At 50.3% G+C, this 20,933-nt stretch carries 20 protein-coding genes; 2 read left to right on the top strand and 18 right to left on the bottom strand.

All coding sequences use genetic code 11. The features are described 5' to 3' along the window. Window positions 1-27 precede the first annotated feature (27 nt). A complete protein-coding gene (locus FHS17_RS08890) occupies window positions 28-1,821 on the bottom strand; it encodes a DAK2 domain-containing protein (protein ID WP_167278022.1) in 1,794 nt (597 codons plus the stop codon). Window positions 1,822-1,839: 18 nt separating this feature from the next. After that, entirely contained in the window at window positions 1,840-2,199 is a 360-nt protein-coding gene (locus FHS17_RS08885) for an Asp23/Gls24 family envelope stress response protein (protein WP_167278207.1), read from the bottom strand. 298 nt (window positions 2,200-2,497) lie between these two features. Here FHS17_RS08885 and rpmB point away from each other — a divergent pair, with 298 nt between their 5' ends. Continuing rightward, window positions 2,498-2,686 carry a 50S ribosomal protein L28 gene (rpmB, locus tag FHS17_RS08880; RefSeq protein WP_042160148.1) on the top strand — a complete coding sequence of 63 codons (189 nt, stop codon included), beginning with the start codon at window positions 2,498-2,500 and terminating at the stop codon, window positions 2,684-2,686. Between the two features lie 437 nt (window positions 2,687-3,123). On the opposite strand, the gene spoVM is transcribed toward rpmB, so the two are convergent. From spoVM to coaBC, 12 genes are all read right to left on the bottom strand, one after another. Beyond that, window positions 3,124-3,204: a stage V sporulation protein SpoVM gene (gene spoVM, locus FHS17_RS08875; protein ID WP_010345573.1), complete on the bottom strand. Its 81-nt coding sequence runs from the start codon at window positions 3,202-3,204 to the stop codon at window positions 3,124-3,126. Between the two features lie 146 nt (window positions 3,205-3,350). After that, the gene (locus FHS17_RS08870; protein ID WP_167278020.1) at window positions 3,351-3,596 is read right to left on the bottom strand and encodes a hypothetical protein; all 246 of its coding nucleotides are present in this window, start codon (window positions 3,594-3,596) and stop codon (window positions 3,351-3,353) included. Between the two features lie 51 nt (window positions 3,597-3,647). After that, complete coding sequence (rpe, locus tag FHS17_RS08865) at window positions 3,648-4,292, bottom strand: ribulose-phosphate 3-epimerase (RefSeq protein WP_167278018.1); 645 nt, start codon at window positions 4,290-4,292, stop codon at window positions 3,648-3,650. A 5-nt stretch (window positions 4,293-4,297) separates the two neighbouring features. Further along, a complete protein-coding gene (rsgA, locus tag FHS17_RS08860; protein ID WP_167278016.1) occupies window positions 4,298-5,224 on the bottom strand; it encodes a ribosome small subunit-dependent GTPase A in 927 nt (308 codons plus the stop codon). Further along, window positions 5,211-7,388: a Stk1 family PASTA domain-containing Ser/Thr kinase gene (gene pknB / locus FHS17_RS08855; protein ID WP_167278014.1), complete on the bottom strand. Its 2,178-nt coding sequence runs from the start codon at window positions 7,386-7,388 to the stop codon at window positions 5,211-5,213. The genes rsgA and pknB overlap by 14 nt, the downstream gene beginning before the upstream one ends. Continuing rightward, the gene (locus tag FHS17_RS08850) at window positions 7,385-8,155 is read right to left on the bottom strand and encodes a Stp1/IreP family PP2C-type Ser/Thr phosphatase (RefSeq protein WP_167278012.1); all 771 of its coding nucleotides are present in this window, start codon (window positions 8,153-8,155) and stop codon (window positions 7,385-7,387) included. The genes pknB and FHS17_RS08850 overlap by 4 nt, the downstream gene beginning before the upstream one ends. A 6-nt stretch (window positions 8,156-8,161) precedes the next feature. Then, on the bottom strand, window positions 8,162-9,208 hold the full coding sequence (gene rlmN / locus FHS17_RS08845; protein ID WP_167278010.1) for a dual-specificity RNA methyltransferase RlmN: 1,047 nt from the start codon (window positions 9,206-9,208) through the stop codon (window positions 8,162-8,164). Window positions 9,209-9,305: 97 nt separating this feature from the next. Next, window positions 9,306-10,790, bottom strand: a complete 1,485-nt coding sequence (gene rsmB, locus FHS17_RS08840) for a 16S rRNA (cytosine(967)-C(5))-methyltransferase RsmB (RefSeq protein WP_167278008.1) — start codon at window positions 10,788-10,790, stop codon at window positions 9,306-9,308. Next, window positions 10,787-11,737 (bottom strand): methionyl-tRNA formyltransferase, encoded by a 951-nt coding sequence (gene fmt, locus FHS17_RS08835; RefSeq protein ID WP_167278006.1) that lies wholly within the window; start codon window positions 11,735-11,737, stop codon window positions 10,787-10,789. Before fmt ends, rsmB begins: the two co-directional genes overlap by 4 nt. A gap of 4 nt (window positions 11,738-11,741) precedes the next feature. Continuing rightward, window positions 11,742-12,230 carry a peptide deformylase gene (gene def, locus FHS17_RS08830; RefSeq protein ID WP_167278003.1) on the bottom strand — a complete coding sequence of 163 codons (489 nt, stop codon included), beginning with the start codon at window positions 12,228-12,230 and terminating at the stop codon, window positions 11,742-11,744. Between the two features lie 34 nt (window positions 12,231-12,264). Next, complete coding sequence (gene priA, locus FHS17_RS08825; RefSeq protein ID WP_167278001.1) at window positions 12,265-14,766, bottom strand: primosomal protein N'; 2,502 nt, start codon at window positions 14,764-14,766, stop codon at window positions 12,265-12,267. Beyond that, window positions 14,763-15,995, bottom strand: coding sequence for a bifunctional phosphopantothenoylcysteine decarboxylase/phosphopantothenate--cysteine ligase CoaBC (gene coaBC / locus FHS17_RS08820; RefSeq protein ID WP_167277999.1), 1,233 nt, complete (start codon window positions 15,993-15,995; stop codon window positions 14,763-14,765). Before coaBC ends, priA begins: the two co-directional genes overlap by 4 nt. Before the next feature lie 216 nt (window positions 15,996-16,211). Between coaBC and FHS17_RS08815 the strand changes: the two genes are divergently transcribed. Next, entirely contained in the window at window positions 16,212-17,117 is a 906-nt protein-coding gene (locus FHS17_RS08815) for a J domain-containing protein (protein ID WP_167277997.1), read from the top strand. Between the two features lie 55 nt (window positions 17,118-17,172). Here FHS17_RS08815 and FHS17_RS08810 read toward each other — a convergent pair whose 3' ends face one another. From FHS17_RS08810 to FHS17_RS08795, 4 genes are all read right to left on the bottom strand, one after another. After that, the gene (locus FHS17_RS08810) at window positions 17,173-17,736 is read right to left on the bottom strand and encodes an HAD family hydrolase (protein ID WP_208420266.1); all 564 of its coding nucleotides are present in this window, start codon (window positions 17,734-17,736) and stop codon (window positions 17,173-17,175) included. Window positions 17,737-17,944: 208 nt separating this feature from the next. Beyond that, the gene (locus FHS17_RS08805; RefSeq protein ID WP_167277995.1) at window positions 17,945-18,685 is read right to left on the bottom strand and encodes a LutC/YkgG family protein; all 741 of its coding nucleotides are present in this window, start codon (window positions 18,683-18,685) and stop codon (window positions 17,945-17,947) included. Beyond that, window positions 18,678-20,192: a LutB/LldF family L-lactate oxidation iron-sulfur protein gene (locus FHS17_RS08800; protein WP_167277993.1), complete on the bottom strand. Its 1,515-nt coding sequence runs from the start codon at window positions 20,190-20,192 to the stop codon at window positions 18,678-18,680. The genes FHS17_RS08805 and FHS17_RS08800 overlap by 8 nt, the downstream gene beginning before the upstream one ends. Then, window positions 20,189-20,917, bottom strand: a complete 729-nt coding sequence (locus FHS17_RS08795; RefSeq protein WP_167277991.1) for a heterodisulfide reductase-related iron-sulfur binding cluster — start codon at window positions 20,915-20,917, stop codon at window positions 20,189-20,191. Before FHS17_RS08795 ends, FHS17_RS08800 begins: the two co-directional genes overlap by 4 nt. Window positions 20,918-20,933: the final 16 nt, after the last annotated feature.

The raw sequence follows: 20,933 nt of genomic DNA, 5'->3' as shown, positions 1-20,933 counted from the left end.
CAAATTGTATAACTTCCTTAAATAAAGCTATTCTAAAGCAAACAAATAAGGATATAATGGCTGGCCGCCGACATGAACCTCCAGTTCAACATCCGGATAAGCCTCCTCGATCCATTCACACAACATTTCGATGTCGGCTTCCTTTGCATCCTCACCGGTCAATACCGTAAGCAGCTCGCCGCCATCCTCTACCATAGCTGCCATCAATAACTGACAAGCCTCAAGCAGACTTGGCTTCGAGGAGACAATCGTCTTCTCTTTAATCCCCATGTAGTCGCCTTCTTGGATATCAACACCATCAATGGATGTATTCCGCACGGCTTGAGTAACTTGACCCGATATAACCTGCTCCGCAGCACTCTTCATCCAAGCTGCGTTACGCTCTGCTGATTCCTCTTCCTTAAAGGCAAGAATCGCCGCGAGCCCTTGTGGAATCGTCTTCGTCGGAATAACCGTTACCTGACGTCCGCTCAGTTCTGCTGCTTGTTCAGCCGCGAGAATAATATTGCTGTTGTTCGGTAACAAGTAAATATGCTCCGCTGGCAGTGACTCAATTGCGTTAACGAAATCTTCGGTGCTTGGATTCATCGTCTGCCCGCCGGACAAGACGATATCTACCTCATTGCTGAGGAATATATTCGCAATACCTTCTCCCAGTGCGACCGCTACAATTCCAAATGGTGCAAGCTCATGCAGCTTCTCTGGTGCAACAACATGGGCAGAAGGGCCTGCAAGCAGTTCCGTCGACGAAATATCACCCGCAAGCGCGTATTCTGCAACTGGTGCGAAAGGTGCAGCTGCTGCTTCCTGTTCCAGCAAGTCACGATGCTGTTCCCGCATATTCAGAATGTGGAAATCAGTCAGCTCGCCGTAGGCCATGGCCAGATTCAATACATCGCCAGGCTTGCGCGAGTGGACATGCACCTTAATGATGTCATCATCTGCAATAACGAGGATTGAATCGCCGTCTTTTTCCAAAGCTTTCTTGAAAGCGTATTCATTGAAAAACGGCACAGCTTTTCCGCCAATTTTGCGATTAATAAAGAATTCCATATCGTAAAGGAACTCGATATCTTCGGTTGCTAATCTCGATTGTGCGGATACCGGAGCCGCTGGACGTGGCACGGCAATCCGTTGTGCAGCTACTTCTTCTGGTGCTGCTGCTTCAGACGGGAATGCAAATACCTTCTCTTGAATCGTACCACTTTGAGTCAAATGATGAACAAAGCCCTCGTAGATAAACACGAGACCTTGTCCGCCGGAGTCAACAACGCCGACTTGTTTCAGTACCGGCAACAGATCCGGTGTGCGCTGCAGCGCTTCATTTGCCTTCGCATGAATCTCTGTCATGAGCTCGACAACGTCACTCGTCCTGCGGGCATACTGAACCGCATGCTTAGCCGCTTCTTTTGCCACTGTAAGGATGGTTCCCTCTACCGGCTTCACGACCGCTTTATAAGCCATGTCAACGCCGTTCTGGAATGCGGCAGCAATCTGCTGCGTACCGGCCTCTTCCAAGCTGCCAAGTGATTTGGCGAAGCCCCGGAATAATTGGGACAAGATAACTCCCGAATTGCCCCTTGCTCCCATAAGAAGCCCTTTGGACAATGCTTCGGCTGCCTTACCCAAGTGGTCGGACGGCTTGTTCCGCAACTCACGAACCCCCGAGACAATCGTTAGATTCATGTTAGTACCCGTATCTCCGTCTGGCACCGGAAACACATTCAGTGAATTAACCCGGTCTACATTTCTTTCTAAATATTCCGCACCGAGCAGTGCCATGGCGGTAAAATCAGATCCGTTAATGGAGCGCTTACTCAACGACAATTCCCCTTCCTGCTACGTAGATACCCTTACGTCTTGAACGAATATATGGACCTGGTCCACTTGAAGACCGATTACATCATTAAGGACATATTTAACCTTGTTCTGGATATTATGCGCTACTTCGGATATTTTCGTGCCGTAGCTTACGATAATATGCAGTTCAATATGAAGCTCTTCATTCTCCCGGCGTACCTGGACGCCCTTCGACATGTTTTCTCTGCCGAGCAGCTCGGCGATGCCATCCTTCAACTGTTTACGGGAAGCCATTCCGACCAGCCCATAACAATCCATGGCTGCAGAGCCTGCAATCACTGCAATACAGTCATCATTCACAATTATCTGTCCAAGCTCGTTCTTAATTTGCAGTGGTATGGGAATACACTCCTTTACCGTAAATAATATGGACTAAGGATTATTGTACTATAAATAGCTTCATTATAGAAGGGTGAAAGGTAAAAAGGATGACAAAATCGGTCATTTCTCATACTTTTAAGTTGCTGATACAGAACAATTGTGATACGATAATCAAGTATGTTTTTGTGCAGGCTTGACCAAGTAATTAATTACAGCTTGTGCTAACAATGCAGCTAATAGTTCAAAGCAAACTCTAAGCGCAGGCTTGCGAGGTAGCTTGGCTCTTCGCAACGCACAACCTTAAGGAGGTGTACTCATGTCCCGCAAATGTTTTATTACTGGTAAATCGCCTGGTACAGGCAACCATGTATCCCACGCAAACAACAAAAACCGTCGTTCTTGGGGTGTAAACGTGCAAAAGGTTCGCATCTTGGTAGACGGCAAACCGAAACGCGTTTATGTCAGCACACGTGCACTGAAATCCGGCAAAATTACTCGCGTATAATTCCGGATTCCAACCAGGCGGTAGAGCGCAAACAGCTGACGCCGTCACCTTGGCGGCGCAGCGAACGTTTCGCTATGAAATATAAGCGTCGTATAATTGATTATACTTTCTTATATTTAGACAAAAAGCACCTGAGCTGAGCTCAGGTGCTTTTTTTTCTTGAATTCTAAGGTTATTTATAAGTTTTATCTCATAAAATGGCCTAGAATTCGTCAGAATGAAACGCGCCTCGCCCTGCCAACGGACGGCAATGTCGCCTCACCTTGAATGAACCTCGCCTAGTACGGCAAAACCGTTTCACCTTGAATTCTAGGACTCTATAAGAGTTTTCTTATAGTACGGCCTAGAATTTTCCGGATTGAAACGCGTTTTGCCACTTGAGACTGGCATAACCGTTTCACCTTACCCACGATCATTCGTTAAGACGTGCATCGGACCTAGTTTTTTTGGAAGGTATTCAATATTGCTTTTACGAATCCGCCCAGAAATTTCGGCAGTTTGATCGTGTAAAACTTCATGCCCATCCCTCCTCAGACACGCTCATCGAAATTGGAAGTGTGAACCAATTGTTACACACAAAAAAATGGCTACACGAACCTTCGTTCATGTAACCATCCTATGCGTTCTAAAGCTGTCCTATTCCAAAGCTCCAGCTCGTATTCTATTAGCCAGCAGGCATCGGGTTATCACGCAAATAAATAACGATCGCGATTACGAGAGCCGTAGCGAAATAAACGATTATTGCAGATACGATAAAGGATATACGCGGCCCCCAGGTGGAGAAACGCTTGAAGCATTTAATGGCGACATACAAGGCCACCAGAGAACAAACGTACTTGATAGGCGAGGAGATCGCCGTAAAAAGACCGAGCAGAAGGCCTGCTGTAATCGCGTAAAAAGCGATCCACATTATTTTCTTCCAGATGCTCTGCTCTAACTCGTAATCTTCCTCCATCATCAATTACCGAAGCGCAGCAATCGCAGCCGCGCGATCCCTTTCCCCGAATACTGCATTACCCGCTACGAGCACATTCGCACCAGCTTCTACAACCTGCTTCGCTGTTGTGCTGTTAATGCCCCCGTCTACTTGTACATGAACATGGTCGAGGCCACGATCGCTCAGCATCTTGCGCAGCTGACGCAGCTTATTAAGCGATTCTTCAATGAATGCTTGTCCGCCAAATCCAGGGTTAACGGTCATAATCAGAACCAGATCAACATCACCAAGAACATGCTCCAGCACAGACAGAGGCGTGCCCGGATTAAGCGCAACGCCAGCCGGCAGGCCAAGGTCTTTAATCTGTTGAATCGTGCGGTGCAGATGCACGGTAGCCTCTGCATGAACCGTAATACGGTCCGCTCCGGCAGCCGCATAACTTGGAATCGACAACTCCGGACGCTCAATCATCAGATGTACATCAAATGGAAGCTTCGTCGCCGAACGTACTGCTGCGATAACCGGAGGTCCAAAGGTCAGGTTCGGTACAAAATGACCGTCCATAACGTCAACATGAATCCAATCCGCTCCCGCTTGCTCTGCTGCTTTAATCTCGTCTCCAAGCCGCGCGAAATCTGCCGACAGGATCGATGGTGCGATAATTGCCATAAGTACTAGTACCTCCGCTTTCTCTCTTTCATTTCGGTCATAAACGTCAAGTAGTTCTGATGGCGGCTTGCAGCGATTGTACCATCCGCCACTGCCTTCAGCACCGCACATCCAGGCTCATGCACATGCGAGCACTCACGGAATTTGCAATCCGGTGCAAGCTCCCGCATTTCACGGAAGCAGTAACCAAGATCCTCAATGCCAAGCTCCGTGAAGTCCAACTGGCTGAAACCAGGAGTATCCGCAACATAGCCTCCGCCGATCTCCACCAGCTCCACATGGCGAGTCGTATGCTTACCACGGCCAAGCCTATTGCTGATGGCATTCGTCTCGAGCTCAAGGCCCGGAACGAGTGCATTCAGCAACGATGATTTCCCTACGCCCGATTGGCCAGCGAATACCGCTACATGCCCTTTAAGGCGGCTGTGCAGCTCTTCTACGCCAACGCATTGGCGTGAGCTAGTGCCGAATACTTCATAGCCAATAGCGGTGTAGATACGATTAACAGCCTCAATAGCAACAGCTGCTTCTTCCATTTCCCCGCCATCTTGTTCCAAGTCCTGCTTACTTAAGCATAACACTGGCTCAATACCAGCATGCTCGATATGAACAAGGAATTTGTCCAGCAGCTGTAAATTCAAGGTAGGTTCCGTCACGGAAAAGACAAGAATAGCCAAATCGACATTCGCGACCGGCGGCCGTATTAACTCGGAAGAGCGGGGCAGCAACTCTTCCACCGTGCCCTCGCCGTTCTCCGTTAAGCTGTACACCACGTCATCGCCAACAAGCGGCGTCAAACCTCTCTTCTTAAATACGCCGCGGGCACGGCATTGCACCGTTTGCCCGGACGATTCCGCATCATTCGGCAATACATAATAATAGCCGCTTAGCGCCTTGACGATTCTCCCCTTGGCTTTACTATTGCTGCTCATCTTGGGCGCCTCCGTTGTCATTGCTTTCTTCCGGATCAGCATCTGCAGGCTGGTCCGGGTTACCTGTTTCTTCTGTTGTACCTGTACCTGTATCCGTATCCGTATCGCCGGTTCCCGGTATAGTAAGCGAAGAGGAATCTGAGCCTTGTACCAGGTCCTCATAAGTGATGGAACGATTATCTACAAATTGACCGTCCCGGTATACCGTTACACTCGCATCTGTATTAGGTGCCAGCATCACTTCAACAGGGAAGGACTGTGTATCTTGAATTTGGCGTTTGCCCCATTCAATATCCTTACCACGCGCATCCGTGTATACAATCCGAATCTCGCTTGTCTTGCCCGCTTCGGCAGGTGATATCGTTACATTAAACGTATGGCTTTTGGCATCCTTAGGAGGTCCTGAGCTTACGCGAATCGAGATCTTCGACCCTTTTGGCACAGGATCGTTAGGTTTGAACTGGTCTTGATCAATAACAAGTCCTTTGCTTATTGAATAGCTTGGTTCTTCTAAAATATCGTCATCTTCAAGCGTCAGTCCATTCGCTTTAACCATGTCCTTCGCTTCTGCAACGGTGTGGCCGATCAGATTCGGCATCGGAATTGTTTCACGTCCTTTGCTTACCATGAACGTAAACGTTGCTGTCTTCGGATCAAATTCTGAACCAAACTCCGGTGTCTGGTTAATGACCACACCTGAATCCTCGTCACTAAATACCGGTTCAACTGCAATCTGCTCTTCTGTCACGCCAAGTGCAATCAAATCATCCTTGGCTTCTTGAATCTGCTTGCCCTTGTAATCGGTCATCTTCTCCAGCACAGCGCCGTCGCTGACCGACAATTGAATCCAAGAGCCTTCCTTCACTTGCATGTTTTGCTTGTCCTGATCGAATACTACACCTTGCGGTACATCGCCCATAAACTCATGGATGATTGGCTCCTTCACCCTCAGCCCTTTGGCCTCAAGCATAGCACGGGCCTCATCTTCTGACTTGCCAACCACATAAGGCACGTCCACATCCGGCACATCAAGTTTGTCCAGCAGGGCAAAGAATCCCCATATAATCAAAGCTAACGCCACCAGCGTGACCCCTACAATGGTTGTAGTGCGCTTCCAGCCTTTAGGCTTTCCATTCGGCTTCTCATCTTTCCATTCGACTTCCGGTTCACTCGACGCGGCCGCCGCCCTGCGCTCCAACGGCGCTGCCGATGAAACGGGAGATATATACGACTGTGCCGATTGCTGTGGCTCCGATGGCAGCAATTCTCCCCGAATAGCTGGCATAACCCGAGTCTCGTCAAGGTCGCTGCCGCTGCCAAATGTTACTTTGGGCTCATTAATCCGATTTGGCTTCAGACAAGTGTCCAAGTCCGTAAGCATCTCACGAGCCGATTGGTAACGTTCGCTCGGATTTTTGCGCATAGCACGTAAAATAACATTTTCCACACTTTGCGGGATATGTGGATTCACCTTTCTAGGCTCCTCGAACTCCTCCTGCAAATGCTTCAGAGCAACGCTGATTGGACTTTCGCCGAAAAAGGGAAGCTTGCTGGTTAACATTTGGTACAATACAATCCCAAGAGAATACAAGTCGGATTTCTCCCCTGTACTAACTCCCTTGGCATGCTCCGGCGAGAAATAATGGACCGACCCGACTACCGAGCCTGTCTGTGTAATGGTAGAGGATGTGACGGCACGGGCGATCCCGAAGTCCGTCACCTTCACTCTGCCATTCTTGCCAATTAAGATGTTATGTGGCTTAATATCGCGATGAATAATATGATTTTGATGTGCATGCTCAAGAGCATCACAAATCTGCATAGCAATACGCACCGCTTCATCTGCCTGCAACGGCGCACGCTCGATTATAATTTCATTAAGATTATGACCTTCGATATATTCCATAACGATGTAATGCGTATCTTCTTCCTGCCCTACATCGTAAACACTGACGACATTCGGATGAGACAGCGAAGCCGCCGATTGCGCTTCCCTGCGGAATCTCCGAATAAACTCTTCGTCATGAACGAATTGCTGCCTCAGTACCTTCACTGCGACATTACGGTTCAGCAAAATATCATGCGCCTTATAGACAAGCGCCATACCGCCTCCGCCAATTCTCGTTATTATCTCATAACGTCCACCTAGTTGATGTCCAATCATCCGTTGTCACCTCCTCGATAAGCAGCGTCTGCTTCCTGAAGAAGCACGACAGTGATGTTGTCGTCTCCTCCTGCTTGCAGCGCTAATTGAATGAGGCGATCCGCTTTACCATCCAATTCCAGTCCATCCTCGCAAACCGTCTGCAGCATCAGCTCGTCACTGACCATGTTCGTCAGTCCGTCGCTGCAAAGCAGCAGTATATCGTTATCCGTCAAGGCTGCGGTATAGATATCTACCTCAACATGCGCGTCCGTTCCAACCGCGCGTGTAATTACATTGCGGCGCGGGTGATGCGCCGCCTCCTCGGAGCTGATCTGGCCAGACTTCACCAGCTCATTCACAAGAGTATGATCCTCTGTCAGTTGCGCAATTCCATCTGCGGTAATGAGATAGGCGCGGCTGTCTCCGATATGACCGATAATCAGCTGCCGCTCTTTGTACAAGGCGGCGACGATTGTCGTTCCCATATTGTAGTACTGCTCGTTGCGTGATGCCATATCGTACACGACGTCATTAGCCATGACGAGTGCCTGACGAATTAGCATTTTCCCCTCTTGCATCGACAAATCCGCCTTCGACGCGCTCTTCTCAAGCATGTCTCTGAACGTATTAACCGCCAGCTGGCTCGCTACATCGCCTGCTTGATGACCGCCCATTCCGTCGGCCACAATGGCAAGCGTTATGCCGTTATCCAGCTGTCCTACCCACGAACGATCTTCGTTAATTTGACGAATTCGTCCAACATCGCTTCGGTTTGCCGTAATCAACCGTGATCACCTCGTCGTGGACTCCATATGTTTCGCCCTTAATTGGCCGCATGCGGCTGCAATATCATGACCTTGCTCCCTGCGAATCGTGCAATTGACTTTGTTTTTCTCCAAAATGCGCTGGAATTCGAAAATGTCGTTACGCGGCGTACGAACATAATTCCGCTCAGGCACATGGTTAACTGGAATCAAGTTGACATGGCACAACATGCCTTGAAGCACATCAGCCAGCTCTTGCGCATGTTCAGCCTGGTCATTGACACCGCCAATTAAGGCATATTCAAACGTAATACGCCGGCCAGTCTTCGCAATATGATTACGGCATGCTGCCATAACATCCTCAAACGGGAAGCGGCGGTTAACCGGCATCAGCTTCGAACGAAGCTTGTCGTTTGGTGCATGGATCGAGATCGCAAGGTTGATCTGCGTGTTCTCTTCTGTAAATTTATACATGCTTGGTACGATACCACTTGTCGAGACCGTAATATGGCGCTGGCCGATATTAAGCCCCTTCTCATGAATCATAATACGCAGGAATGTCATTGTTGCGTCATAATTCTCAAATGGTTCACCGGAGCCCATGATAACAATACTCGATACACGCTCATTTGTTGCATCAAGCATTTGTTGAGCAGTAACGACCTGCGCAACAATCTCACCTGCTGTCAGGTTCCGTTTCAAGCCGCCCAGCGTCGAAGCGCAGAACGTACAACCGATCCGGCAGCCTACCTGTGTCGTTACACAAATGCTATTACCGTATTCGTGACGCATAATAACTGTTTCAATCGCATGATTGTCATGCAGGCCAAACAGGAACTTAACTGTTCCATCTTTCGATTCAAACTTCGTAATTTCTGTAAGCGTCACGAACTGGAAGTTCTCCTCCAGCTTATCGCGGAGTGACTTCGGCAAGTTGGACATGTCTTCAAAGCTCTTCACACGCTTCACATAAAGCCAATCAAACAGCTGGCCGCCGCGGAACGCCGGCTCACCATTCTCTTGCATCCACTCTTGAAGCTGATCGAGGTTATAGTCATAAATTATTGGTTTCATCTTCTTATTATCACACCTGACTCTGAACTAGCGCGTCGGCTTAGCCGGCGCTGATGATTTATTTTACCACAAACGCCCATGTCGAGCCACAAATGGACTACTGACGTTTGCTAAGACGTGCAATGAAGAAGCCATCACTGCCAAAATGATGCGGCAGAAGCTGTGCTTGTCCCTTAAACGAGCTGTCAATGATGCCTTTCTCGCGAAGCGGTTGAAGCACTTCCTCCGGCCACTCGGCGTCTAGCTGAAACTCGGGATGCTCCTGCAAAAAGGCAGCTACCTGGTCTTCATTCTCTGTGCTTTCAATCGTACATGTGCTGTACACAAGTGTGCCGCCCGGCTTAACAAGTTCTGCAGCCGCTTTAAGCAGCTTACGCTGTATTCCAGCGATCTCAGCAACATCGCCAGCCGTCTTCGTCCATTTGATTTCCGGTTTGCGGCGGATAACGCCAAAGCCTGAGCAAGGGGCATCCAGCAGCACGGCATCCAATGAAGCCGGAGCGAACCGTACTCCAAGATTGCCGGCATCTTCCGTAATCGCTTCAATATTCTGAAGGCCAAGCCGTATGGCTTGGTCTACGATAAGCTGACGCTTATGCGGATGGAGGTCATTGGCATACACTTTGCCTTTGCCGCCCATCAGCTCGGCCATATGTGTTGTTTTCCCGCCAGGAGCTGCGCAGCAATCAAGCACCTGCATGCCAGCTTTAGGAGCAACCACTTCGGCAACGAGCATCGAGCTCTCGTCCTGCATCGTCCATAGACCTTTGCGGAATCCTTCCGTATCAGCCAGATTACCGCCGCGGCGCACCACAATACCTGCCGGAGCAAGCTTCGATACTTCCGCTTCACTGCCTTGCTCAGTCAGCAGTTGTAAGGCTTCTTCTCTCGTTTCACGAAGAGGATTGATTCTCACACTGGCATGTGGAGCTTCATTGCCTGAAGCACAGATCGCTTCGGTTGTTTCCACGCCGTATGCTTTGATCCAGCGTGCAACCAGCCATTCTGGATAAGAATGTCTTACCGAGATTTGCACGGCCGGATTCTTATCTGAGATTGTGTCGATCGTGAGCTCCGCACGGTTCCGGTCAATGCTGCGAAGAATGCCGTTCACCATTCCTGATATTCCCTGATGTCCTCTACGCTTTGCAATGGTTACCGCCTCGTTCACCGCAGCATGGGCCGGAATTCGGTCGAGGTACAACAATTGATAGGCGCTCATACGCAAAAGCTGATGCACCCAAGGCTCCAGCTTACGCAGTCCCTTAGCCGCAAACTTACTTAGCCAATGATCTAACGTTAGTTGGCGCTGAATCGTGCCATAGACAAGCTCCGTCACAAGTCCAGCATCAGCGCGCTGGAGCTGAGCATCCTGCAAAGCACGGTTAAGCTGCAAATTACTGTAAGCTCCAGTCTCCGCAACCTTCACCAGTGTATCAAGGGCAAGCTCGCGCGGGGTACGGACGCGGACAGTGCGCTGTTCCTTCGGAGCCGACTGACCTTTTCCATGTCCGCCCGGCTTCCGTTTCGGTTTTCCTGAGGTATTGTTCTGCTTCTGCTTCATCGTCTCTTTCTCGCTCATGCTTCGCCTCCGCCAAATACAGCACCGGCTGATAGGCGAGCGCCTGGAAGCCAATCTGCTACCGTCATTACTCGTTTGCCCGAGGGCTGTATTTCAAGCAATGTCAAAATCCCGTCACCGGTCTGTACTTCAATGCCCGAAGCGCTTACGGCAACTACCGTACCCGGAGCAGTGGATCCAGAGCCATTCGATCCGTTAGGCTTCGCTGATAACCATACCTTAAACACTTCGCCGTTCAGGTACGTAAAGGCACCTGCCATCGGAGACAAGCCGCGAATCTGGTTGTAGATGCTGATAGCTGATTTATTCCAGTCGATCCGCTCATCGTCACGAGTCAAGTTTGGTGCATAGGTCGCCAGCTCATCACGCTGCTGCTCAGCTTGTACTTCGCCTGCGATAATAGAAGGCATTGTACGGCCAAGCAATTCAGCACCCGCTGCACTCAGCTTCTCGAACAAGGTACCCGAAGTATCCTCATCCGTAATCGGCACTTCTACCCTGCTGATCATGTCGCCAGTGTCCAACCCTTCTGCCATGTACATAATCGTAACGCCAGTCACAGACTCTCCGTTAATAATCGATCGCTGAATCGGCGCTCCGCCTCTGTAACGTGGAAGCAGCGAGCCATGCACGTTAATGCAGCCAAGACGAGGAATCTCGAGCAAGGCTTTCGGCAAAATTTGACCGTAAGCTGCTGTGACAATCAAATCCGGCTGAAGCTCAGCAATGGCAGCAACAGCTTCCGGGCTGCGCATCCGTTCAGGCTGCAGCACAGGCAGACCAAACGCAAGAGCCGCTTCCTTCAGAGGAGGCGGCGTCAGCACGCGTTTACGGCCTTTCGGGCGGTCAGGCTGCGACACAGCAGCGACTACGTTGTAGCCCTGCTCGATAAGGAGACGCAGGGAAGGAACGGCGAATTCCGGCGTTCCCATAAATACAATACGCATTCCTTTACTCGCCGCCTTTTCTTTGTCTTGCCGAGATGTCATATACATTTTGAGCAATGTCAGTGAACAGAATGCCGTTCAGATGATCAATCTCATGCTGGAAAGCAACCGCAAGGAAGCCGCTTGCTTCAACTGTAAACGGGTTGCCTTCTGCGTCCTGACCATTCACAACGATACGCTCAAAACGATTCACATCGCCATTTAGGTTCGGGATGCTGAGGCAGCCTTCAGGACCAACCTGCTCGCCTTCTTTTTCTACAATGACAGGGTTAACCATAGAGATTAGACCTGTTTCTTCATCGCCAATATCAACTACGATTACACGCTTGGAGATGCCGATCTGCGGAGCCGCAAGTCCTACGCCGTCTGCGTCATACATCGTTTCCGCCATATCTTTCAGCAATTTCTGCAGATTGGAGTTAAATTTCGTTACTTCCTTAGCAACTTCCCGGAGCACCGGATCTGGTTCTTTCACAATAATACGAATGGCCATGACCTAATACCTTCCTTTACGATCGTTATCTATTTTATAAAATGACTTGCGGATCGACGTCGATACTAAACTGCACCAGTTTGAGCGGCGAGCCCTCTATAAATGGGGCCATCGCTTGCCTAAGCAGCGCCGGTACGTCGATGTTTCCACGATATTTTATCACACATTGAAAACGGTAGCGATCTTTCATTCTAGAAATTGGTGAAGCGACAGGACCAAGAATATCCATAGCCCTCGGCAAACCGCCTTCAAGCGGACCAAGAACTCCCTCATCAGCAGCCAGTCCGCGGAGACGCTCGGCAAACTGCTCACTGACCGATGACAGAAGTGGCAGCTGCTCATGCGACATCGTCACAAGTACCAGCCTGCAAAACGGCGGATAGCCCATAACACCGCGATGTTTCAGCTCCTCCCGCACGAATGCAGCATAGTCATGCTGCTGAGCGGTTACGATTGCATAATGCTCAGGGGAGTAAGTCTGGATGACAACCTCTCCCGGCAAATGATGACGCCCTGCGCGCCCTGCTACCTGTGTGAGAAGCTGGAATGTCCGCTCCGCCGAACGGAAATCCGGCAAATTAAGCGACGTATCCGCAGCAATGACGCCTACAAGTGTAACAAACGGGAAATCCAAACCTTTAGCAACCATCTGCGTACCTAGCAGTACATCAGCTTTCCGTTCACCAAATTGCTTAAGCAGCTTCTCATGGGAATGCTTCTCGGTTGTCGTGTCCACATCCATCCGTATGACGCGGATGCCGGGGAACAGCTTTGCCAGCTCTTCCTCTACCCGCTGCGTACCTGTACCGAAGTACCGGATATGCTCGCTGCTGCAGGAAGGACATTCCTTCGGCGCAAGCTCTGCATGACCGCAGTAATGACAGCGCAGCGCCCGCGATTTCTGATGATACGTCAGCGAAATATCACAATGCGGACAAGCTGCCGTATACCCGCAGGAACGGCACATTACAAACGTCGAGTAGCCGCGCCGGTTGAGGAGCAGCACCGACTGTTCCCCGCGCTCCAGCCGCTCAATGAGTGCGGCATGAAGCCGTCTGCTGAACATTGAACGGTTGCCGTCTTGAAGCTCGGAGCGCATGTCGATCACTTGAACGGGCGGCATCGGACGGCTGCCGACCCGCTCGGGCATCGGCAGAAGAGCCGATTCCTTCCCTGGCGCCGGCTGACGGCTGGCTGCTGCGAACGACTCCAGTGACGGAGTCGCAGAACCTAGCACCACGGCTGCGCCATGCTGCCTTGCGCGCCGTACAGCCACATCACGCGCATGGTATTTCGGGCTCTCTTCCTGCTTGTAGGAGGATTCATGCTCCTCATCGATAATGATGAGCCCGATTCGCTCGAATGGCGCGAATATGGCCGAGCGTGCGCCAATCGCAACCTCCACGCGGCGGCTGCGGATCTTGCGCCATTCATCATAACGCTCGCCATTCGACAGCCGGCTGTGCAGCACGGCTACAGCGTCGCCGAAGCGGCCCTTGAAGCGCTCGACCATCTGCGGCGTCAGCGAAATTTCCGGGACAAGCACGATCGCTTGCTTGCCTAATTCTAAGCAATGCTGAATCGACTGCATATAGACCTCAGTTTTGCCGCTGCCCGTTACCCCGTGCAGGAGCAAAGCCTGTGATTCGCCGCGGCTCACCGTGGCGGCAATCCGTTCATACACGGTCTGCTGGCCTGGCATCAGCGGCAGCGGTTCAGTCCGCTGGAAGTTTCGGCCTGCGTAAGGATCACGCTCCTGCTCGACTTCATGCATACCGAGCAGTCCTTTATCTACGAGCGCACGCACGCTGGCAGGCGAACCACCGGCTTCTGCGAGCATAGCCTGAAGTGGCATCGCCTCTCCCCGCTCCAGCATGAAGGCAAGCAGCTCACGCTGTTTACCTGCCCGTGCCGGGAAAGACTGCAGGGCTTCACGTGCCGCAGCTTCGTCTTCTGGCGGGAACACCGTCAGCACCTTGCGAATGGCAAGTCTATCTCGTATAGATGTCTGCTCTAAGAGCAGACCTTCACGGAGCGCTTCCTTGATGGCTGGTGCATAGTCCGGAAAACGCTGCTGCAATGTCTCGAGCTTCACCTGCTTCTGCTTACCAATCCAATCCATCATATCCTCCGGCAGCAGTGCCGTCAGTCCATACTCCTCTGCCGAGAATTCAGGATCATCGTTCAAGCTGATGTAGCGTTCAGCTTTCCCCTTCAGAGCCGCTGGTATCATTGCCTGAAGTGCAGTCGTCCAGGAGCAGCAATATTTATCACTCATCCATTTGGCAAGCTCAATTAGATCAGGCAGCAAAGGAGGCATCGGATCTAGCAGCTCTGATATCGACTTCAGCCGCTTAGGATCAATATCCGCCGTTTCTGCGAGCTCGATGACAAATCCCTGCAGCACTCTTCCACCAAAAGGTACGCCTACCCGGCTGCCAACCTCAACCCAGCTTTCCAAGTCTTTGGGTACTTCATAATCAAACGGCCGATCCGTCTGGCGGCTCGGCACGTCGACAATGACTTTGGCAATCATTCGCCCCGACCTCCGTTATTGGCCGTTCCCTCCGCTATCCGCTGCGCTGCAATCACCAGAATCCGCTGCGCCGTCTCACGCTTGGATAACATCGGCATTGCTTCGATCAAGCCGCTTGGACCGAACAGCTGCACGATATTCGTATCGCCGTTAAAGCCTGCTCCGTCCTGACTGACATCATTGCCTACAATCAGATCGCAGTTTTTGCGAGTCAGCTTATCCATCGCATATTTCTCCAACTGCTCGGTTTCCGCAGCAAATCCGATAAGAAACTGATGCTTCTTCCGCCCGCCTAGGGTTTGCAGGATGTCTGTTGTTTTCTCCAGCTCTAGGGTTAGTGTTTCGCCGGATTTCTTAATTTTCTGACCATGTGTTGTCACTGGCCGATAGTCCGCAACCGCTGCCGATTTGACGACAATATCAGATTGATCGAAGCGTTCAAGCACAGCATCAAGCATCTGCTGCGCCGATTCCACCCGGACAACCGTAACGCCTGCCGGAGCATCTACGGACGTTCTGCCCGCAATCACCGTAACCTCTGCTCCCATGACATTGGCCGCTTCTGCGATCGCAAAGCCCATTTTCCCAGACGAATCATTCGTTAAGTACCGGACCGGATCAAGCCGTTCCACCGTACCACCTGCCGTCACAAGCACACGCTTGCCGGCAAGCTGCCCGTTCTCCTTCGCTCTCAGCAAGGAATGAACGGCGATCACAATATCCTCCGGCTCCGCAAGACGTCCTTTGGCCACATAGCCGCAGGCGAGCTGACCAGTACCCGGCTCAACAAACATCACACCACGCAAAGCAAGCAGCTCCAAATTACGAACAACCGCAGGGTGCTCGTACATATGCACATTCATCGCCGGTGCAACTAGGATCGGGCTGGTTGCAGCGAGAAGCGTTGTACTGAGCATATCATCCGCTAGTCCGTTAGCCATTTTCCCTATCATATTAGCCGTTGCAGGTGCAACAACGATCAGGTCGGCGCGATCCGCCAGATCAATGTGAGAAACGACTGAAGGGTCATTCTCATCAAACGTATCGATATGCACCGGATGACGGGATAACGTCTGCAGCGTCAGCGGTGTAATAAATTTGGTTGCCGATTCCGTCATAATGACGTGGACCTCAGCCCCTGCCTGCACAAGCTTGCTGCAAAGCGCCGCTCCTTTATAAGCTGCGATTCCACCGGTAATACCTAGTAAAATTGTTTTGCCTCTTAACATAAAATTTCCCCCGATTACATTGCTCTTAATCTATGTATTGACGGTTTCGTTCAAGCCCATTCGCACTTTTTCCTATCATACCATAGGTCATCATAATTTGTAGCCCGATTGACTCCCAGATGGAGGAATGGAAATCTTCTAAACAAATCCGTATACTAGAGAGTAGCTTTTATTTTTTTGAGTTTTTCTACTACTAACTGAGGTGAGAGTAACTCCATGGACGAATTGAAACGAGCCTACGAAAAGATGGGTCTCCCTGACAATGCTTCGAAAGAAGAGGTCGATAAGCGGTACACCACCTTAATGCGTCAATCTCGCTCTAGACAAAGAGAAAATCCGAGCGGTACGGACCAAGCTGATTTCGAGGAAGTAACACGTGCTTACCGGTATATCTTGAATGAGGAGAACCGTAAAGCAAGCGAAGAATTCAACCAGCAGGAATATGGCAAGTACAAAAAGATGGCCGGCTCTGCTGAAAAAGTAGACCACTTCTGGCGTTATTACAAGTTCCATGTACTTGGCGGCATCATCGCTCTTATTCTTGTTATCGTAGGCATTAACAGCTATATGGACCATAGGGCTGAGCAGGAGCGCCTTGCCAAGCTTCCTCCGGTAGATCTGTCTATTATGTATCTCGGCGAGTACTATATGAGCGACAGCACGGGCAAACAAACGACAGAGGCCGATATCGAGACCGCACTTCTTGCGCAATTCCCGGAATTTAAGCGCTTTAAAGTTAACTTTACGTATGTTCCGCTTGATGCCAAGGATCAAATGGACATTGCCTCCCAGCAAAAAGCGATGGTTGTTCTAGCAACGGAACGCCCTGATATCTATATTACAGATACCGCTGCCTTTAACTGGGTTGGACCGCAAGGTGCCTTTATGAATCTGGACTCCATAGCAGACTTCTCTAATCTGCTTAAGCCGGAAGACAGCTACAAACAGAAGACGGAAGATGTTCCTGATGAGCACACTTACGGCGTCAAGATTTCCGGCAGCTCGATTCTCAGTAACATTCCAATTCAAGGCAAGGATAACTTTATTGCAAGTGTACGCGAAGGTTCGAAGAACACGGATAAAGCCGTTCAGTTTATCGAAAAATTCCTTGAAACAAAATAATGGGAATCGAAAAAGCAGCAGACTCAACTGAGTCTGCTGCTTTTTTACGTTGTCGTTATGCCCTAAGATACCTATTAACCTGCTTGACCCAGTCGCCTTGTTCATCCGCAAGCAGGGTTGTCCACCCGCGCAAGACAGGATCGTAGAAGTTTTTGGTCTGGTCATCCACAAACAGAATGAATCCTTGCTGCTCACAATGCTGTTCCACCAGGGTATAGATCGCAGCGTCCGGCTTGCAGCAGCCGACAGCACTGGAAATCGTCACACTTCGCAGATAAGGCTTTAGAGGCGTTACAATATGCTCTATCCACTCCACTCTATGATTGCTGAGCAGATGAATGTTTGCATACTTGCTCCAGCGCGGGATCTCATTAGCTGCTGGCAAGGGAGTAATTTCTGATAGCAGTAACTGCCGTGCATCGTCTTTGTCGATTGTAGGAAAGCTTGAAGTAAGCTCATTCCAAAACTCATCTTCAGAAATAACACCTGTCCACAATTTTACACGGATTTCATGTTTAAAATGTACAAGACTATCGTATGGAATTTCATACCGTGACGTAAGCTCCTGCCAAAACTGCGGAGAAAAATTAGCAGCGATAACCCCTGCCACATCAAGCACTAAATCTGGTTTTTTGACACATGCAGCTCTCCTTGTAGATGGAATTATTTTCTAAAAGAATTCGAGACTTCCTGTCATACTCCTGCTAATTCTCTTCCTAACACCCAACTGCAAATAAAAAAGCCCGCATGTTCAGTCCGGCGCTGCAAACGCCAATCCAAACATGCGAGCTTCACTCGCGTAACTATCCAACTATCCAACTATCCAACTATCCAATCAGCAAAGCATAGACCACACCGGGGCCATGAACACCAATCGTAAGATCATTCTCGATATCAGCTGAGCGGCTTGGGCCAGAAATAAAGTGGATACCCGCTGGCAGCTGCTCGCGGCCCGCTTCATCGAAATGAATCAAAATTTCGCCAAGCCTTGTCTTCAGCCTCTCCAGCGGAATGAGCACAAACATAACGGTTGGCAAAAGACTGACCGAACGGCCTTTATCTTTCGAGGATAATACTGTCACAGATCCCGTATAGGCTGCCGCATAATCGGCCACCACAACCCCGAAATCTGCTTCCGCTGCACGTGCTTTCCAGTTCTCATCCGCATCACTGTTCCATACACGAACCGAAGCTCCAGTGCCCTGCAGCGCTTCCTCAAGCCCCAATTCATTAAGCTCCGGCTGGTTTTGCCGAATAACATACCGTGCGCTTAATGATACAGCTTTCTCCGCAATAAACTGCTTTGCTGCATCCATATCCGATAGTCTGGCCACATGTCCGCCAGCGCTCTTAAAGTTCTCCTCGAACCGGTCCATTCGTTCTTCCAGCGGCCACTCGAAGCTTTGCCAGAAGTCCGGGGCTCCCCGGAAAGGATGCTTCGGCGCTTCCATCACTCGTGGACGTTTCAGCTTCTGGGCAATCCCGTTCATGAATGATTCCTGCTTTCGCTTGGAATCCTCCGCCAGCTGCTTCAGCCATTCATCATGTGATTCTGCCTGATTAGCCATGTCCGTTGCCTCCCCCGCTGTCTCTATCCCGCATAATCGCTTCCATCCGGCTTTTTACAGCAGGATCTAACTCCTGCAGCCCATGGCGCAGTTCCTGCTCAAGCGTCCCCCATTGGTCACGGAAGGATTTCTTCGGCAGGCTTGGTGTAACACGGTACGTATTCCAGCCTTTCAGCGGTCCAAGCTTGAGACGAATCCCGCCATCCCTAACGACAAGCTTTTGCCCCAGCTTACCAAGCTTCACCAGGGTTGAATAACGCCTTGCACTGCCCATAACGGCAGCAAAGCCTTTCATGCCAAGCGACTCCGCCGCATTGCCATGGCCTTGCTCCAGCTTTCTCCGGCGCAAATAGATCAGCATTTCATGCAGCGGTATTTTAACCGGACAGGCTTCATAACAAGCTCCACATAGACTGGATGCATTCGCAATATCATCCCATTCGCCCACATTTTTGTTAAGCGCAGGTGTCAGCACCGCACCAATGGGACCACTATAAGTACCACCATAAGCATGCCCGCCAATATGACGATAAACCGGACATGCATTCAGACAAGCACCGCATCGAATACAATTCAATAATTCCTGGAACTCAGGGTCCCCAAGCTGCAAAGAACGTCCATTATCAACAATAATGATATGCATCTCATCAGGACCGTCCGCATCAACGTCACGCCGCGGCCCGGTAATACCAGACATATAGACTGTCAGCTTTTGCCCTGTCGCAGAACGTGGCAGCAGCGTAGCCATCACTTCCAGATCAGACCAGGACGGAATAATTCGCTCCATCCCCATCAGTGTAATCTGCGTCTTCGGAACCGTCGTCACCATCCGTGCGTTGCCTTCGTTCTCAAACAGAACCATAGAGCCCGTCTCAGCAATAGCGAAATTACAGCCCGTCATACCGATATCAGCTTCAAGAAACTTCTCGCGAAGCTTCTTCCGAACAAAGCCAGCAAGAATGGAAGTGTCTGGTGCGAGTGTCTCGCCCGCCTCTTTAGACAACAGATCAGCTACCTGATACCGATTCTTATGAATCGCTGGAATAATAATATGAGACGGCGTTTCCCCGGCAAGCTGGATAATATATTCACCAAGATCAGTCTCAATCGCCTCAACACCAATGGACTCAAGCTCATGATTGAGATGCAGCTCTTCGGTTACCATTGATTTCGACTTCACAACCGACTTCGCTTGCTTACGCTGCGCAATCTCAAGCGACAGCTTCACTGCTTCTGCCGATGTCTCGGCAAAATGTACATGCACGCCATTCGCCCGTGCCTGATCCGCAAATAGATTCAAATAATAATCGAGATGCGCAATCGTGTGCAGCCGGATTTGCCGGCCGCGCTCCCGCCAGTCATCCCAATTGCCATGTTCATCAGATGCTTGTTTCTTACCATTACGAAGCCGCTCCGTTGTAAACTTAACGGCTTTGCGTAAGAACTCATCGTTCAGCGCCAGATCGGCGCGTTCTTTCACTGTGGATGCTGCTCCAGCCGTACTCATGCCTGATTCACCCCTTCATACAACAGCTCCGCCAAATGCATCACCTTCACAGGCTGATTACGGTACCTGAGGTTACCTGCAATGTTCATCAGACAGGCCAGATCGAGCCCAACTAATACTTCAGCTTCCGTCTCCAGTACATGATCAACCTTCTCCGTTACCATCGCACCTGAAATATCCGCCATCTTAACAGCAAAGGTCCCACCAAAGCCGCAGCAATCCTCCGCGAATGGGAGTGGAACGAGTTCAAGCCCCACAACATTACGCATAAGCTCCAAAGGCTCTTCTTTCACACCAAGCAGCCTGCTGCCGTGACAGGAAGGATGATAGGTGACTTTATGTGGAAATACGGCGCCTAGATCTTTAACACCAAGCACCTGAACGAGAAACTGTGTAAATTCATATGATTTGCTCTGCAGCTTGACCGCTCGTGCATGCATATGCGAGTCCGCTTCGAACAGCTTCGGATAATGATGAATCATGCCTGTACAAGACCCAGAAGGAGAAATAACAAAGTCACTATCTTCAAAAGCGTCGAGAATCGTCTTGGCGGTCTCCCGTGCTTCCTTCCAATAACCGCTATTAAAGGCCGGTTGACCGCAGCAAGTTTGAACAGTTGGAAAATGCAGCTGTATTCCGTATCGAGCCAGCAATTTAACCATGGCTTCCCCTACGCGGGGATATAATGTATCGCTAAGACAGGTGATAAATAATGAAACCTTCACCTCGCCACCTCACAAA

Source organism: Paenibacillus lupini (assembly GCF_011761355.1).
In the GTDB taxonomy this organism is placed as follows: domain Bacteria; phylum Bacillota; class Bacilli; order Paenibacillales; family Paenibacillaceae; genus Pristimantibacillus; species Pristimantibacillus lupini.
This window is presented reverse-complemented; position numbering and strand designations above follow the sequence as displayed.